A 15723-nucleotide genomic window follows, 5' to 3' on the forward strand; every position below is an offset into this window, starting at 1 on the left:
ATCCAAATAATGTGTCTCTGCTTTCAGAGACATCTTAACGGGTTCGCAACTGCTCTTGCTGGGCCCGCGCCACTGCACTGGGGGGCATTTTAGCTGCTAACACCTGCAGTAAAGATAAGGCTTTTTTCTTCGTCGCCTCATCTACAAATACATCGTTATATAACCAGTGATAGGCCATTTCGTAATCCCTTGGACTACCGTAACCTTCACCGTATAAACGCACTAACATCATACGAGCGGGTAAATCGCCGCTTGCGGCTGCAGGTAACAAATAGTTAACTGCTCGATCTTTATTGCGAATGACAAATTTACCACTTTGATAATACTCGGCAAGTTTCACCATTGCTTCAGGGCTACCTTGTTCAACCGAATCACGTAGCAAGCGCATTCCCTTAGTAGGATTTGCTTTTACACAAGTCCCATGGTTCAGCATTTCTCCCCAAAGAAATTGATATAAAGGTTGCTTCAGAACTTCAGCCCTGGCCTCAATATCTTGGACCAATTGGCAATCATCACGCTTTACTTTCGCTAAATACTGATTGCTACGGATCAATTCAAGCAATTGATCTTGTCTGTAAATATCGACTGCCAGTGTTTGCGCAAAGCACATTGAAGAGACTAAAGGCAGTAGCGCAACTAATACAGTACGAAGCATAACGACTCTCAATGACAATAGGGTGAATACTTGCATCGGCAGTATAACCTATTTCTTGAGCTTAAGCTGAATATCTAACCACAGGGAAGCACAGAGAAAGGATAGCGCGAAGAGAAAAAGGCCGTGAAACACGGCCTTTCAAGTCTTAATTGAACGGATTAACCAAAATCATCGTCTCGTTACGATCAGGACCTGTTGAGATAATGTCGATTGGTGTTTCTAATAACGCTTCAAGACGCTTGATATAATTGATCGCCGCCTGTGGCAGTTGATCAATCGACGTCGCACCAAAAGTCGACTCGCTCCAACCCGGCATTGTTTCATAAACAGGTGTAACCTGCTCATAACCTTCTGCGGCAAGTGGTGTCACTTTCGCGATAGTACCATCGGGGTGTTGATAACCCACACAGATCTTCACTTCTTTGAGACCATCAAGTACGTCCAACTTAGTCAGGCAGAAACCACTGACGCTGTTGATTTGAACTGCGCGGCGCATGGCCACTGCATCCAACCAACCTGGACGACGCTTACGACCCGTGGTCGCACCAAACTCATGACCTTTAGTGCCTAAATGATCACCGACTTCACATAATAGTTCAGTTGGGAATGGACCTGCACCTACGCGAGTGGTGTAAGCCTTCATGATACCTAAGACATAGTCTAAGTGACGCGGACCAAAACCGCTGCCTGTCGCAACACCACCAGCAGTGGTATTTGAAGATGTTACAAATGGGTATGTTCCGTGGTCGATGTCGAGTAATGTACCTTGAGCGCCTTCGAACAGAATTGGCTCACCGGCTTTACGCGCAGTATCCAATAGTTCAGTCACATCAACACACATGCTCTTCAGATAATCGGCCATAGCCAAAGCATCTGCTAGCGTTTGCTCGTAATCAACCGCTTCGACTTGATAGTACTCTGTCAGCATAAAGTTATGGTATTTCATAACTTCTTTCAGCTTTTCAGCAAACAGTTCAGCATTGAACAGGTCGCCTACTCGCAGACCGCGACGAGAGATCTTGTCTTCATACGCAGGTCCAATACCACGGCCAGTTGTACCAATAGCTTTATTACCGCGCGCTTTTTCACGGGCAATATCAAGGGCACAATGGAAAGGTAGGATCAACGGACACGCTTCAGAAATCAGCAGGCGCTCCTCAACAGGAACTCCACGATCTTTGAGCATATTGATCTCTTTCATCAGGGCGTCTGGTGCAAGCACCACACCGTTGCCAATAATGCATTTCACATTATCACGCAGAATACCCGATGGGATCAGATGAAGAACGGTTTTTTCACCGTCGATAACCAAGGTATGACCAGCATTGTGGCCGCCTTGATAGCGAACTACATATTTTGCCTGTTCTGTTAGAAGGTCGACAATTTTACCTTTTCCTTCGTCACCCCATTGAGTGCCGAGAACAACTACGTTTTTGCCCATTGTTTGCTGCAAGGTTGTGGTTAAAAAAGGATTCTAGCAGATTTGTGGGGCCAAGTTGCAAGCCATTTATGAAAAAATAATCAAGATTACCACGCCGGCAGTAACCAAAGCACCGCCCATTCTGCGTAAAACTTGCTGATTTTGATTGGAAAGCTCACTTAAATAACGACGCCATTTATTGGGAAATAATAGTGGGCCTACTCCTTCTAAGATCAACACCAATGCTATCGCAAGCATAAATAATTGAAATGTCATTTCCATCCTCAAACTTAACCTAACGCTTTATTTTGATAAGCATAATAAATCTTAGGTAATAAAAAACCCAGCATAGGCTGGGTTTTTTGATATTCCAAAAACGAATTAACGCTTAGAGAATTGTGGCTTACGACGTGCTTTACGTAGACCCACTTTCTTACGCTCAACTTTACGAGCGTCACGGGTAACGAAACCAGCAGAACGTAACGATGGACGCAGCGCTTCATCTAATTGCATCAGAGCACGGGTAATACCGTGACGGATTGCGCCTGCTTGGCCAGTGATACCACCGCCTTTAACAGTTACATAGATGTCCAGCTTGTCAGTCATTTCAACTAACTCTAAAGGTTGACGAACAACCATACGAGCAGTTTCACGACCAAAATACTGATCCAAAGGACGTTGATTTACAACGATGTTGCCACTACCAGCTTTAGCGAATACGCGAGCTGTAGAGGTTTTGCGACGGCCAGTGCCGTAGTACTGAGTTGCAGCCATTTGCTTAATCCCGTTTAGATATCAAGAACTTGAGGTTGTTGTGCAGCGTGGTTATGTTCTGCGCCAGCGTAAACTTTCAGTTTACGGAACATGGCACGGCCCAGAGGACCTTTTGGTAACATACCCTTAACTGCCTTCTCGATGATCATTTCTGGCTTATGCGCTTGCAGCTTTTCAAAGCTGATTTGCTTAATGCCACCAGGGAAGCCTGAATGCGAGTAGTACGTTTTGCCTTTCGCTTTGTTACCAGTAACAGTGACTTTTTCAGCATTGATAACGATGATGTAATCACCAGTATCAACGTGAGGAGTGTATTCTGGCTTATGCTTGCCGCGTAAACGGGTAGCAATTTCAGTAGCGATACGACCTAAAGTTTTGCCGTCTGCATCAACGACGAACCAGTCACGAGTTACAGTTTCTGGTGTAGCAGTAAAAGTCTTCATTATTACAAAAACCCAAAGTTAATTTCTGTCTCACATGCCGCTTGCATTTGCAAACAACACAAAATTGCCTTTCAGTACCCCTTCGAGCACTTAATTCGGCTTACAACTTCCGCCCAATTGGCGGAGTAACGTGGGCAGGTGGCGGAGTATAGACAAAGCTGAGTTAAAAATCACCTGATATTTTGACAAAAAACATAAAATTTCGATCAAGCGGCGAGTCATCTCAAGGAGGAATGAGCCGCTCTCGATGGTGTAAAAAAATAACGCGAGTGCGATTGTCTACAAGGACTAGGGAAGATGTTCCGATTTCAAATAATCGTGGGATTGCATCTCAATAAGACGCGAGCGACAACGCCTAAATTCAAAGTTAAGCAAACCATCGGCATAGATATCTTCAAGCGGGACTTGGGCTGACACAATAAGCTTTACATTACGCTCGTAAAACTCATCCACCATCGCTAAAAAACGCCTTGCGATATCGTCACCTGTTAAAAATGCCCCCATTTGTTCTATGCCGCTGACCAGCACGGTATGATAAATCCGAGCCAATTCCATATAATCACGTTGACTACGAGGTCCATCACAAAGAGCCCTGAAATCAATTAATAACACACTCTGTGCTTGTTGACGAATCGGTATCACACGCCCTTCAATTTCAATGGCTTCAGTGGATACCACTGCCTCAGGCGCTAATTGAGAAAAGTAATGCAGTAAATTTTTATCTGCCTGTGCATCTAGCGGGTAATGATAAATTTCCGCTTGCTCTAAGGTGCGTAAACGATAGTCAATCCCAGAATCCACATTAAGCACTTCGCAATGTTGATTGATCAAAGCTATTGCCGGCAAGAAACGCGCACGCTGTAAACCATTTTTGTAGAGATCGTCGGGAATAATATTTGAGGTCGCAACTAATACCACTCCTTCTTTAAATAAAGCTTGGAATAACGTACCTAGTAACATAGCGTCAGTAATATCGGAAACAAAAAACTCGTCAAAACAAATCACTCGATATTTAGCGGCCATCTGTTTGGCAATCACAATCAATGGATCGCGAACGCCCTTTAGCTTATCCAACTCTAAATGCAACTGGTGCATAAAACGATGGAAGTGAGCGCGCAGTTTTTTATCACCAGGCAATGCATCAAAAAACGTGTCCATCAAATAGGTTTTACCACGACCAACACCGCCCCAAAGATAGAGTCCTTTTATACCTTCAGGAGCGGATTTTAACCCTAAAGCCGTAAACAATTTACCGACGATAGAATGAGGTATTTCGGCTGTGGTTAAGTCCTCATATACACGTTGTAATGCTTTAACCGCCACTTCTTGGGCTGGATCATGGGAAAAACCGTCACGGGTAAGATCTTTTTGATAATGCTGCCAAGGGCTTAACTGGGGCACAGTTTAATTCTCTTCTATCCTTTAATAACACTGTGACGATATTAGCACGGCAAATGTGACACAGGATATATTTAAACTGAGCGTAATATCGTCTTTAATACACGACAGATTGAAGCATCATGTAAACAATCAAAATAGTGTTAGCGGGTAACCCGTTAAGTTGATAGATTTGATTCATCCTCCCCCTTGAAAAGTACATCTTTCGACCATAGTGTTGGCCTTAGTAACAAATCGGAAAAGCTCATAAAACCAGCTTAAAGAAATTAACCTTTGTTAATATTAATGAACTTTTTCAAATAGGTGCGTGTCCGAATGGTTACCTAGGCAAATAGCCAGTACCGATACAGATTCGATCTGGGGCGTATATTACAGCGCATTATAGCCAGATCTTTGAACCCTTATTTGGAGTTATGAATAGATGAAAACAAAACTATCTGTACTTTCAGCTGCAATGTTAGCCGCAACCCTGACTATGATGCCTGCTATCTCACAGGCCGCAATTCCACAAACTGTTGATGGACAGTCGATGCCAAGTCTTGCGCCCATGCTTGAGCGCGCAACGCCAGCCGTCGTCTCTGTGGCTGTCACTGGTACCCATGTTTCTAAACAAAGAGTACCTGATGTATTTCGTTACTTCTTTGGCCCTAATGTGCCACAGGAACAAATTCAAGAACGTCCTTTTAGAGGATTAGGTTCCGGCGTCATTATTGATGCTGATAAAGGTTATATTGTTACCAATAACCATGTGATTAATGGCGCAGATGATATCCAAGTTGGTTTACACGATGGTCGAGAGGTCAAAGCGAAACTCATTGGTGCCGATGCCGAATCGGATATAGCCTTATTGCAAATTGAGGCTAAAAATCTTGTCGCTATCAAGTCATCAGACTCCGATGATTTACGCGTAGGTGACTTTGCCGTTGCCATTGGTAACCCTTTCGGTTTAGGTCAGACTGTGACATCAGGTATCGTCAGCGCCTTAGGTCGTAGTGGCCTAGGAATTGAAATGCTTGAAAACTTCATTCAAACCGATGCGGCAATTAATAGCGGTAACTCAGGTGGTGCCCTTGTTAACCTTAATGGCGAATTGATTGGTATCAATACTGCTATTGTGGCTCCGGGAGGCGGTAACGTCGGTATTGGTTTTGCAATTCCTGCCAATATGGTGAAAAACTTAGTCGCACAGATTGTCGAACATGGTGAAGTACGTCGTGGTGTGCTTGGTATTTCAGGCCGCGATCTCGATAGTCAACTTGCTCAAGGTTTTGGTTTAGATACTCAGCACGGTGGCTTTGTCAATGAAGTGACCGCGGGTAGCGCTGCAGAAAAGGCAGGTATTAAAGCGGGCGATATTATTGTCAGTGTTGATAGCCGGGGCATTAAGTCTTTCCAAGAGCTACGTGCTAAGGTGGCGACTATGGGAGCGGGTGCAAAAGTCGAGTTAGGGATCATCCGCGATGGTGATAAAAAAACCGTTAAAGTCACCTTAGGTGAAGCAAGCCAAACGAGTGATTCGGCCGCAGGCGCGGTGCACCCTATGTTACAAGGTGCCGCCTTAGAAAATGCTGCCAAGGGCGGAGTGACGATTACTGATGTTGCTCAAGGTTCCCCCGCCGCGATGAGTGGCTTACAGAAAGGCGATATCATAGTGGGAATTAACCGCACTGCAATTAAAGATCTTAAGGCACTCAAAGCCCATCTTAAGGATCAAGAAGGTGCCGTAGCGCTAAAAATATTGCGCGATAAGAGCATGTTATATTTAGTACTGCGTTAACGGACTAATCATCGCTGAAAAATCAGCTATTTTTCAGACTTAGATCAGAATAGGGAGCCTGCGCTCCCTATTCTTTGCCTAGCTAAACATGTTAATCTAACTCACCTTTTTCAATATTTATCCTGCCATGACTATAAAAGACACCCTGTTGTATCTCGGTAAAGCCATCCTTTTCGGTCTTATCATGGCGGCAATGTTTTTATTGGTGACTCGTTATTTCGATAGTAACAATCTCGGGAATACTCTACTGCAAACCCGCGCCAATAATACCGTTGAACTTTCCTTTGCCAAAGCCGTTCGCCGGGCAGCCCCTGCCGTTGTCAATATCTATAGTCTCAGTATCGATCAACGTCGCCCTCTCAATTCTGGCTCACTCCAAGGTCTTGGTTCTGGGGTAATAATGAGTAAGGAAGGTTATATCCTTACCAATTATCATGTGATTAAAAAAGCCGACGAAATTGTGGTCGCACTACAGGATGGACGTAAATTTACCTCTGAAGTCGTGGGCTTTGATCCTGAAACCGATTTATCGGTTCTTAAAATTGAGGGGGATAATTTACCGATTGTCCCGGTTAATCTTGATAGTCCACCTCAAGTAGGTGATGTCGTACTTGCCATTGGTAATCCCTATAATTTAGGTCAAACCATTACCCAAGGTATCATCAGTGCCACTGGGCGCAACGGGTTAAGTTCAGGTTACTTAGACTTCTTGCAAACCGATGCTGCGATTAATGCGGGTAACTCCGGTGGCGCATTAATTGATACTAATGGCAGTCTTATTGGTATAAACACTGCAGCCTTCCAAATTGGTGAAGAAGGGGGGGGGCACGGCATTAACTTCGCTATTCCGATTAAATTGGCCCACAGCATTATGGGCAAGTTAATTAAAAATGGCCGCGTTATCCGTGGAGCATTAGGCATTTCTGGCGAACCAATTAACCCTGTTGTGGCACAAATTCTTAATCTTCCCGATCTACGTGGCGTATTAGTGACAGGTATCGATCCTAATGGTCCAGCAGCACGAGCACAGCTAATGCCAAGGGATGTGATCATTAAATACGAGGGTGAAGATGTCCCCGGCGTCGAGATGCTGATGGATCGCATAGCAGAAACGCCCCCCGGCAAAAAAGTGATGATGACAGTGATACGCCAAGGAAAACCTCAAGAGTTACCCGTCATTATTGATGAAAAGGTTGTGGTTGATAATTAAGTTCGGTTGAATAATCTTGTTTAGTGAAACTCAGAATGAGGTAAGAATAAAGCTTCATTCTGAGTCATAAGATCAACATATGGAATTGCCACATCATCCTCAAATGGCAGAGGAAGATATATCGCACCGCTATGTTTAACTCACTTTACCTCAAAGCGTAGTAGTCACATAGTGCAAATATCCATTGTCATTGTTTTCCCAGTGACACTGAGTTATGCCATAACATTGCATTTATGGAAGTGAAACTCCTAAGCTAGTTAGTGTCTCTGTTGTCATGGTTCCCGTCACCTTCAGCCCCATATCCTTTTGGTATGATTTCAGTGCTAATGAAGTACTAGGTCCCATTAGTCCATCAATCGCTCCTATGTTGTAACCATTTCTAAGGAGTGAAATTTGAACTCTCATCACTAATGCTTTCAGGGTATCACTACTGCCCTGATAAGATGGAGTATCTGATACAGAACTGTTTTGAGCTGCTGAGCTGGGATATGTCGGAGTATTTGGCTGCGTATAAATAGGGCTAGATGTGGATGGATATGAACTCGTTCCAGTCCTAGATGAGTAATGAGATCTGTGGCTTGAGTGAGAACGGTGGCTGGAATGAGAACGATGACCAGCATATAAGTTTTCGCTGTTTGCGTTTATTTGCATGTCAAAACTGACTAGGCGGTTCAATTGAGCGCTATCAATGTCTGCCATTGTCACTGACGGAATAGCATACGCCTGAGGAACCAAAAATGTACTTCCGCCTACAGAAGCAACTGAAATTGTTGGAAGGACTCCTGTAATTGATCGCCAGATTTTATTAAGTTCTAACCACATTTTCTGATCTCCTTTCTAACTGAATTGGCTTAACATTTTGCTCACTAAATCGCTGGGTATGAGATTTAAAAAAACCACAGCAAAGATTCTGTTCTTCGCAGTATTCGCATTCTTTCCTTGTGCTGTTTTTCCAATCGGAGATGCTTTGTACTGCGATAGAACGCAGTGATTTGGGAACATGGCATCGTGGAATGTTATAAAGGACGGTATCTAGCCCAGAGCTTAGTAGAACATGTGTTCCTTCGAGTAATTCTTCTTGGTAGTCATTTAAATCACACCATACCGCTTCATAATTTGTTCTGGCGAATCCGGTTGGTTCTAACCCCATTAAGGCTACAGTGGATACAAATGGAAGGTTTCTAGCAATAAACTCTGATAGCTCTACTATGTTTTCTATGATTGGTCGAGTTAGTACAACCCTTAGCTCTATTTGTGCACCGACATGCCCAAGATTGTAGAGCCCATGCATGGTTTTATTGAATGAACCTAGAACTTGTGTGTGGTAATCATGTTGTTGAGGAGTAGAACCATAAATTGGAATTCCCCATACAATTTGTTGATGCCCTAACTGAATAATCTGCTCGACATAGAGATATTCTTCAAAAGCACTCCCATTGGTCAGGATATGTAATTGCGTTGATGGCAGAGCTTTTTTGGCATGCTCAAGCAGTTTTAGAAATCCGTCGCGTTGCAATGTCGGCTCGCCACCGCTAATACCTAAAACAGGGATATCTCGGTCAATGAGTTCCAGTAGCTGATGGCACTCCTCAAAATGCCAGCCATCATCTAGCACTTTTGGCGGCTGGGAGCACATGATGCATTGGTGGTTGCATCTCTCTGTGACAAAAAGCAGATTCGCAGTGCTTTTACGACGATACAGAATATCAACTCTATTCTCGTTTAATACAATCACATCTCCAGTAGAGATGACTTCAGGATGCTCCAGTTTACTGATAACCGGAATTGTTAGATTACTTGGTATGCCACCACATTGTATAGCAACTGCTCCCCAATCTAGACTGAGTAACTCTCTTTGGTTTGGATTATAATTTGGCAGAAGCAGGCAATGTCTGTTATCGCATATGCCATTAGACACAAATTCATCCAGTCCAATGACTTTTAACATCTTAGAACCATTGAATGCATTGACCTCTGCTCTCGTTTTTAATGGGACCCCTTTATTCATTTGTTTGCCCTTCTTCGGCTCTCTGACAGAGACTATGTGGCAACCAGCTATTGAAGACAGTACGATTAGATTTGTCTTGCAATAAATTGAATACATATCGATAAATAAACTTTTGCTTTGCACAGAAAGCACTAAATGTTCGATGACCAATCATGTCGCCATAACGAGAGTAGTTTTGTATTGGATTCGCTCCGCAGTAAGGTAAATATGCGCAATCAGAGCATCCAGGCAGGGCTTCAGCAATCCCAGCGTGTAAGATAGTGTTCAACACACTTGATGACATCAGGTCTTGGTATGATTCACTAACCGAACCCAGTGCGAGAGATTCGTCGCCCATTTCAACCAGCATTCTAGACTCATCCGATGGATACACTTTTCCATCGTAGTTGTATACCAAGACTCCTGTGCCGTCTCCGCATGGCGAACGCATATCGACATATCCAGTTGCCTGTGGCGTCAGGATATTGTTTAACGCTAAAGCTGCGTTTACTTCATCTAAACGATAGCCTTGCTGATTGATTTCTATGATGTACTTAAGCGCTTGCTCATAGAATTTATTAAAATCTTCAGATGAGTAACCTACCTTATTTTCTTTCTTCACTGCGAACCCGTACATGTTCAAGGGGCGTAGAAAAATCGAGTGAAAACCAAGACGTACATACTCATCGATAATGGTTTTTATCGCAGTTAAACTACTACGAGTGATAGTGGTCATTCCTGCTATTCTGTCATGTCCCAGAACACCCCTAGCCATTTCAAGACCATGCATTGTCTTCTCATAGCTATTCGAGCAACTATTTGGCCGGTTAAGTTGGTGTAACCATTGAGGACCGTCGACCGAAGTAGAGATATGAACATTATGGAGGTGGAAAAATTCGAGCATTTCCATGTTTATATTTTGCAGGCTCGTAGCTACAACAAACTGCAAACTTTTTTGTTCAGTTATATTAAGTTCTATGCAGAGTTCAACAATGTACTTAAGTACGTCATAGGCAAGTAGTGGTTCTCCACCTTGGAATTCGACCGTTAGATTTTCTGCTGGTGACTCAAACATGCGCAACACGGCCTGCTTTGCGATACTTAGTGGCATGTCATACTTAACTGCATCAGGGCTTCTTCGTGTTACTTGGCAATATTCACACGAGTTTTCGCACCTGAGTGTTAAAACAAAAATATGTAGCGCTGGACCATCAAACAGAAATGATTTTCTTGCCCTATATTTTGCACTGAAAGCTCTCAGGGCAAAGTTGTTATTTTCACTGTAAACAAATGATTTAGATTCAAGATTCTGAAAGGTTTTTCCTGATGTGGTTAAGTACCCATTAACTAAGTTATTTAAATCAGCACAATTTAAATAGCAATGTTCGCCGACCTCATTGATGAGTAAAAATCTATCATCATTTACACGTTCAAACCGAAATGGAAGTAAACGATAACTCTGTGATGCAAAGGTTTCTGGAGAAGCTACTCTCATCAGTTCGACGCCCTCAGAGAGTTACTTACTGCCGCACTAATTAATATGTCTTTAACTTGCTTAGTTTGTGCTTCAATTTTCTCACGCAATTGATAGTCGATAACCGAAGTTTTCAGATCATTAGACAATTCATCTGCCGAAGTATTACTGGTAGAGCGAACCACTGCGGATACGGTGATTTTATTCTTGTGGGAACCAACATCGAATACAGCTATATCAGCTAACTGGTAACAAGCTTTAAGAACAGCCTCTTTGCTGTAAATATTACAATCAAATGCGATACACACTTCAGGAAATTTGGGCATTAATTTCACAATCCTTTGCAGTAGGGGTGGGGGTGAAAGCGGTTCTTAACATATAAATTACACTATTATTAGAAAGCTATTCTTTACGTAGATCATAATTTTCACATCCAAATTCTTCCTTATTTTTGCGAAAGAAAAGCTAAAATCACACGTTGTGCCTAATCGCACAAACTTGTAGATTCTTCAAACTGACAAGTTACACTAATACTAAAAAGGTGAGCCATGGTGATTGGCGAGACACATCACTACCTCAAGATGCTTGAGCATGATAAGGACTTACCATACTAACGATTCTAATTACATTCATGGTTATTTAACTCTTGACCTTCCCTTTGAGTAGGGACCTTCCTTCGCCGAATTAAGATCCTAAATATATCTCATATTCCAAAATGAACTACATATAGCGATATTAATAACTAATTTTACAGTTATAGTCAGACTGCAAGTCAAGCTGGCTTCAATTTGTTGCCATTTGACTCCTTTATCAACTCACATCTTGGAGGATGAAATATGGCAACCTTATTAATTGTGCCAGGGTTTGGTGGTAGCGGCCCTTTACATTGGCAAAGTTGGATTGCACAAAAATATGAATCAGCTATATGGGTCAATGACTTACCACTATTGGAGCCTAAGATTCATATCTGGGCCAATGCCATTTGCCGCGCAATCGATCAAATCGAAGGTGAAATCCTCATCCTCGCCCACAGTTTTGGCTGTTTAGCGACAAGTCTTGCCATCGCTCATCATCCACAGCGGGTAGCTGCAGCTATTTTAGTCGCACCAGCATCACCAGCACGATTTTCTGAGAATGGACACATTCTGCCTGAACACGATGGCACTCAAACGATCAAACACTTGTTGCCAAAACATCCCTTAGGTATCACAGGGCTTGTCATTGCCAGTGAAAACGATCCTTGGATGCCCTTTAATCAAGCTGCAAAACTGGCAAAAAAATTTGGATTCCCAACAATCAACTTAGGGTTAAGTGGCCACATTAATGTCGATTCCGGACATGGACAGTGGCCCCTCATTGATGTGCTTATTGGTAATCTTATCTATCAAATAGAAAGTGCAACTCAGAGCCAGTCTAAAGATCTCGCAAACTCAAACACACAAAAGACACACTTATTACATAAAGGAATATCAAATCGCAAAATGTAACTTTTTAGTTATCAATATTTGATTATAATTCCAATTACGTTGTCAAAAACCACTTACATAAGGACTGATATGGCAACCAAAGAAGATCTACAAACCGTGATCCCCTTGCTCGTCAATAGTTTAGAAAAACTACTGGGTAGAATTGAGTTTGGGACAGTGGAATTAACCTTTCACCATGGGAAATTAGTGCAATTAGAAAAGAAAGAAAAAATTCGTTTAGACCAAGTTACGCCGTCGAAATAAAACGAAATTTACCACCCAATCAACACAGTTAGACCACATCGCTGACCGGTCAACCGGAAGCCTTATTAAATAATATGAGGATTTCGGTATGAATATTTTATCTCACCTACAAAAAGCAACACTCACCTTAGTTTTGGCCTCGGCTAGTTTTCTCGCACTCGCTGAAGATACGCTATTGAATGTTTCCTATGATCCAACCCGTGAATTCTATCGGGAATATAACCAACTCTTTAGCCAATATTGGCAAAAACAGGGCCATAAAGCCCCAACCATACGTCAATCTCATGGTGGTTCAGGCTCGCAAGCTCGCTCAGTTATTGATGGATTAGAAGCGGATGTTGTCACTCTGGCACTGGCCTATGACGTTGATGCATTAAGGCAAAAAGCGGATTTAATTCCTGAAAATTGGCAAAGTCGCCTGCCACACAATAGCTCGCCCTATACCTCGACCATAGTGCTATTGGTTCGCAAGGGAAATCCCAAAAATATCCATGACTGGAATGACTTAGTTCGAGAAGGTGTAGAGGTCATTACCCCAAATCCTAAGACTTCAGGCGGGGCGCGCTGGAACTATCTCGCTGCTTGGGGTTATGCACTGAAGCAATACGGCTCAGAAGAAAAAGCGTTAGAGTTTGTCACTCAGATTTATAAAAACGTACCTGTGCTGGACTCTGGCGCCCGTGGCGCAACCAATACCTTTGTACAGCGTAAAATTGGCGATGTGTTCATCGCTTGGGAAAATGAAGCCATATTATCAGTTGAGCAGTTAGGAAAAGGTGAATTTGAAATCATTATTCCAAGTGTCAGCATTCTTGCTGAGCCACCAGTGACAGTGGTAGATAAAAATGTCGATCGCAAAGGGACACATAAGTTAGCAGAAGCTTACTTAGCACATCTCTATACTGATGAAGCACAACACCTAGCTGCAAAACACTTTTATCGCCCGACAAACCCAGACATTGCTTTGCAATACAAAGACAAGTTTCCACAACTGACGCTCTTTACCATTGATGAGGTTTTTGGTGGCTGGAACAAAGCACAAAAAACGCATTTTAATGATGGTGGTCAATTCGATTCTATTTTAGCCAAGATTAGCAAGTAATCTTTTACGCGGTTTCATTAATACGAAACCGCCCATTGGTTTCACTTATCTCGCGACGGAATAATGATATGAGCAAGGTTGTCATAAAATCTGTGCTACCTGGATTTGGTATTACCTTAGGCTTCTCAGTTTTATATTTAAGTTTGCTATTTCTTATTCCTGTAGCCGGATTAGTTCTGTTTACGCTGCAAATGAGTTGGGCTGACTTTTGGGTCGCCATTAGTCATCCTCAGGTTGTAGCCTCATACAAGCTGTCATTTACGGCGTCTTTTATTGGCGCCAGCATTAATGCCATTTTTGGGACTCTCGTCGCTTGGGTGTTAGTACGTTATCAATTTTTTGGTAAAAAAGTCGTCGATGCTTTAGTCGATCTGCCTTTTGCCTTACCGACGGCTGTCGCAGGTATCGCGCTCGTAACGCTTTATTCGACTACCGGGTGGGTAGGTCAATATTTACACTTATGGGGCATTAAAGTCGCCTACAGTCAAATTGGTGTTGTAATCGCCTTAACTTACATTGGATTGCCCTTTGTCGTACGAACAGTACAACCGGTTTTAGCAGACTTTTCAAAGGAACTTGAAGAAGCCTCAGCGTCCCTCGGTGCTAATCGATTAACCACCATAAGAAGAGTGATCCTACCTGCGGTATTACCTGCATTATTAACGGGTTACGCCTTAGCCTTTGCACGCGCAGTAGGCGAATATGGTTCCGTCATTTTTATCTCGGGCAATTTGCCCTATCGCACCGAAATTACTCCGCTACTGATAGTGTCCAAAGCTGAGCAATATGACTATAACGGCGCTGCGGCTATCGGGGTGGTCATGCTCGCAGCAGCTTTCCTCTTATTGTTATTAATTAATAGCCTACAGTGGTGGGCGAGTAAAAGAGGTTAAGTCTATGGGCCAAATATCGACTGTAAATCATCACGCTACCACTGAGGCACTTTGGATAAAGTGGAGTTTAATCGGGATCGCATTAAGCTTTCTCGCACTGTTTCTGGTTTTGCCATTAGCGGTTGTGCTCTACGGCGCATTCGAAGCGGGTCTCAAGGTCTGGTGGCAAGCCGTGACCGATCCCGATGCGCTCGCTTCCATTCGCCTCACCTTGTTAGTGTTAATTATTGTTGTGCCCACTAATGCTATTTTTGGTGTCGCCATCGCTTGGGCCATTGCTAAATTTGAGTTTAGAGGCAAAACCATACTGATCTCGATAATCGATATGCCCTTCGCTATTTCACCCGTCGTGGTCGGGCTGATTTTTGTGATCCTCTTCGGTGCCCAAGGCTGGTTTGGGCCTTGGCTTGCTGCCCATGATTTAAAAGTGATTTTTGCCGTTCCGGGCATAGTCATTGTCATCATGTTCGGCACTTTACCCTTTATTGCCCGTGAACTCATCCCACTGATGCAGCAACAGGGCAAAGATGAAGAAGAGGCCTCACTCACCTTAGGCGCCAGTGGTTTAAAGACCTTTTGGTACGTCACACTGCCGAACATTAAGTGGGGCTTACTCTACGGCGTGATCCTGTGTAATGCCCGCGCTATGGGCGAGTTTGGGGCGGTAGCAGTGGTCTCTGGGCGCATTCGTGGTGAGACCAATACTATGCCGCTACACATAGAAGTGCTTTATAACGAATACATGTTTACGGCAGCGTTTGCCGTGTCATCCCTGCTCACAGGTTTAGCACTGGTCACTATAGTGCTGAAAAGCCTGGTGGAGTGGAAAGATGAGCGCAAACATCAAATTAACTAAACGC

General features: G+C 43.3%; 17 protein-coding genes. 7 read left to right on the top strand and 10 right to left on the bottom strand.

Going from position 1 to position 15723, the window contains the following annotated elements:
- Nucleotides 1-34: 34 nt before the first annotated feature.
- The 6 genes from motX to zapE form a co-directional block, all read right to left on the bottom strand.
- Complete coding sequence (gene motX, locus SPUTW3181_RS17795) at nucleotides 35-691, bottom strand: flagellar protein MotX (RefSeq protein ID WP_011790681.1); 657 nt, start codon at nucleotides 689-691, stop codon at nucleotides 35-37.
- Between the two features lie 109 nt (nucleotides 692-800).
- Entirely contained in the window at nucleotides 801-2096 is a 1296-nt protein-coding gene (locus SPUTW3181_RS17800) for an adenylosuccinate synthase (RefSeq protein WP_011790682.1), read from the bottom strand.
- Nucleotides 2097-2162: 66 nt separating this feature from the next.
- Nucleotides 2163-2351, bottom strand: coding sequence for a DUF2065 domain-containing protein (locus tag SPUTW3181_RS17805; protein ID WP_014609861.1), 189 nt, complete (start codon nucleotides 2349-2351; stop codon nucleotides 2163-2165).
- Between the two features lie 105 nt (nucleotides 2352-2456).
- Nucleotides 2457-2849, bottom strand: a complete 393-nt coding sequence (rpsI, locus tag SPUTW3181_RS17810; protein ID WP_006083052.1) for a 30S ribosomal protein S9 — start codon at nucleotides 2847-2849, stop codon at nucleotides 2457-2459.
- 14 nt (nucleotides 2850-2863) lie between these two features.
- Entirely contained in the window at nucleotides 2864-3292 is a 429-nt protein-coding gene (rplM, locus tag SPUTW3181_RS17815; RefSeq protein WP_007650458.1) for a 50S ribosomal protein L13, read from the bottom strand.
- A gap of 288 nt (nucleotides 3293-3580) precedes the next feature.
- Nucleotides 3581-4693, bottom strand: a complete 1113-nt coding sequence (gene zapE / locus SPUTW3181_RS17820) for a cell division protein ZapE (RefSeq protein WP_011790684.1) — start codon at nucleotides 4691-4693, stop codon at nucleotides 3581-3583.
- Between the two features lie 418 nt (nucleotides 4694-5111).
- Here zapE and degQ point away from each other — a divergent pair, with 418 nt between their 5' ends.
- Both degQ and degS read left to right on the top strand, forming a co-directional pair.
- Nucleotides 5112-6467 carry a Do family serine endopeptidase DegQ gene (gene degQ / locus SPUTW3181_RS17825; protein WP_011790685.1) on the top strand — a complete coding sequence of 452 codons (1356 nt, stop codon included), beginning with the start codon at nucleotides 5112-5114 and terminating at the stop codon, nucleotides 6465-6467.
- Nucleotides 6468-6594: 127 nt separating this feature from the next.
- Entirely contained in the window at nucleotides 6595-7677 is a 1083-nt protein-coding gene (degS, locus tag SPUTW3181_RS17830) for an outer membrane-stress sensor serine endopeptidase DegS (RefSeq protein ID WP_011790686.1), read from the top strand.
- 231 nt (nucleotides 7678-7908) lie between these two features.
- On the opposite strand, the gene hxsA is transcribed toward degS, so the two are convergent.
- From hxsA to hxsD, 4 genes are read right to left on the bottom strand one after another with little or no spacing between them, the layout of a single operon-like run.
- Nucleotides 7909-8499 (bottom strand): His-Xaa-Ser repeat protein HxsA, encoded by a 591-nt coding sequence (hxsA, locus tag SPUTW3181_RS21725; protein WP_014609858.1) that lies wholly within the window; start codon nucleotides 8497-8499, stop codon nucleotides 7909-7911.
- A complete protein-coding gene (hxsC, locus tag SPUTW3181_RS17835) occupies nucleotides 8483-9685 on the bottom strand; it encodes a His-Xaa-Ser system radical SAM maturase HxsC (protein ID WP_011790687.1) in 1203 nt (400 codons plus the stop codon). The genes hxsA and hxsC overlap by 17 nt, the downstream gene beginning before the upstream one ends.
- Nucleotides 9678-11159 (bottom strand): His-Xaa-Ser system radical SAM maturase HxsB, encoded by a 1482-nt coding sequence (gene hxsB / locus SPUTW3181_RS17840; protein WP_011790688.1) that lies wholly within the window; start codon nucleotides 11157-11159, stop codon nucleotides 9678-9680. Before hxsB ends, hxsC begins: the two co-directional genes overlap by 8 nt.
- A complete protein-coding gene (gene hxsD / locus SPUTW3181_RS17845; RefSeq protein ID WP_011790689.1) occupies nucleotides 11159-11464 on the bottom strand; it encodes a His-Xaa-Ser system protein HxsD in 306 nt (101 codons plus the stop codon). The genes hxsB and hxsD overlap by 1 nt, the downstream gene beginning before the upstream one ends.
- A gap of 510 nt (nucleotides 11465-11974) precedes the next feature.
- Between hxsD and SPUTW3181_RS17850 the strand changes: the two genes are divergently transcribed.
- The 5 genes from SPUTW3181_RS17850 to cysW all read left to right on the top strand — a co-directional run bounded on the left by SPUTW3181_RS17850 (nucleotide 11975) and on the right by cysW (nucleotide 15719).
- A complete protein-coding gene (locus tag SPUTW3181_RS17850; protein WP_011790690.1) occupies nucleotides 11975-12625 on the top strand; it encodes an alpha/beta hydrolase in 651 nt (216 codons plus the stop codon).
- A 69-nt stretch (nucleotides 12626-12694) separates the two neighbouring features.
- Nucleotides 12695-12868: a YezD family protein gene (locus SPUTW3181_RS17855; RefSeq protein WP_011790691.1), complete on the top strand. Its 174-nt coding sequence runs from the start codon at nucleotides 12695-12697 to the stop codon at nucleotides 12866-12868.
- An 88-nt stretch (nucleotides 12869-12956) separates the two neighbouring features.
- The gene (locus SPUTW3181_RS17860; protein WP_011790692.1) at nucleotides 12957-13970 is read left to right on the top strand and encodes a sulfate ABC transporter substrate-binding protein; all 1014 of its coding nucleotides are present in this window, start codon (nucleotides 12957-12959) and stop codon (nucleotides 13968-13970) included.
- A gap of 68 nt (nucleotides 13971-14038) precedes the next feature.
- Entirely contained in the window at nucleotides 14039-14863 is an 825-nt protein-coding gene (cysT, locus tag SPUTW3181_RS17865) for a sulfate ABC transporter permease subunit CysT (protein ID WP_011790693.1), read from the top strand.
- 4 nt (nucleotides 14864-14867) lie between these two features.
- On the top strand, nucleotides 14868-15719 hold the full coding sequence (gene cysW, locus SPUTW3181_RS17870) for a sulfate ABC transporter permease subunit CysW (RefSeq protein WP_011790694.1): 852 nt from the start codon (nucleotides 14868-14870) through the stop codon (nucleotides 15717-15719).
- Nucleotides 15720-15723 lie beyond the last annotated feature (4 nt).

Source organism: Shewanella sp. W3-18-1, assembly GCF_000015185.1.
GTDB lineage: Bacteria > Pseudomonadota > Gammaproteobacteria > Enterobacterales > Shewanellaceae > Shewanella > Shewanella putrefaciens.

Excerpts from the sequence above, each read along its gene's own strand:
- motX (WP_011790681.1), bottom strand. The coding sequence starts at position 691 with ATGCAAGTATTCACCCTATTGTCATTGAGAGTCGTTATGCTTCGTACT.
- SPUTW3181_RS17800 (WP_011790682.1), bottom strand. The coding sequence starts at position 2,096 with ATGGGCAAAAACGTAGTTGTTCTCGGCACTCAATGGGGTGACGAAGGA.
- SPUTW3181_RS17805 (WP_014609861.1), bottom strand. The coding sequence starts at position 2,351 with ATGACATTTCAATTATTTATGCTTGCGATAGCATTGGTGTTGATCTTA.
- rpsI (WP_006083052.1), bottom strand. The coding sequence starts at position 2,849 with ATGGCTGCAACTCAGTACTACGGCACTGGCCGTCGCAAAACCTCTACA.
- rplM (WP_007650458.1), bottom strand. The coding sequence starts at position 3,292 with ATGAAGACTTTTACTGCTACACCAGAAACTGTAACTCGTGACTGGTTC.
- degQ (WP_011790685.1), top strand. The coding sequence starts at position 5,112 with ATGAAAACAAAACTATCTGTACTTTCAGCTGCAATGTTAGCCGCAACC.
- degS (WP_011790686.1), top strand. The coding sequence starts at position 6,595 with ATGACTATAAAAGACACCCTGTTGTATCTCGGTAAAGCCATCCTTTTC.
- hxsA (WP_014609858.1), bottom strand. The coding sequence starts at position 8,499 with ATGTGGTTAGAACTTAATAAAATCTGGCGATCAATTACAGGAGTCCTT.
- hxsC (WP_011790687.1), bottom strand. The coding sequence starts at position 9,685 with ATGAATAAAGGGGTCCCATTAAAAACGAGAGCAGAGGTCAATGCATTC.
- hxsB (WP_011790688.1), bottom strand. The coding sequence starts at position 11,159 with ATGAGAGTAGCTTCTCCAGAAACCTTTGCATCACAGAGTTATCGTTTA.
- hxsD (WP_011790689.1), bottom strand. The coding sequence starts at position 11,464 with ATGCCCAAATTTCCTGAAGTGTGTATCGCATTTGATTGTAATATTTAC.
- SPUTW3181_RS17850 (WP_011790690.1), top strand. The coding sequence starts at position 11,975 with ATGGCAACCTTATTAATTGTGCCAGGGTTTGGTGGTAGCGGCCCTTTA.
- SPUTW3181_RS17855 (WP_011790691.1), top strand. The coding sequence starts at position 12,695 with ATGGCAACCAAAGAAGATCTACAAACCGTGATCCCCTTGCTCGTCAAT.
- SPUTW3181_RS17860 (WP_011790692.1), top strand. The coding sequence starts at position 12,957 with ATGAATATTTTATCTCACCTACAAAAAGCAACACTCACCTTAGTTTTG.
- cysT (WP_011790693.1), top strand. The coding sequence starts at position 14,039 with ATGAGCAAGGTTGTCATAAAATCTGTGCTACCTGGATTTGGTATTACC.
- cysW (WP_011790694.1), top strand. The coding sequence starts at position 14,868 with ATGGGCCAAATATCGACTGTAAATCATCACGCTACCACTGAGGCACTT.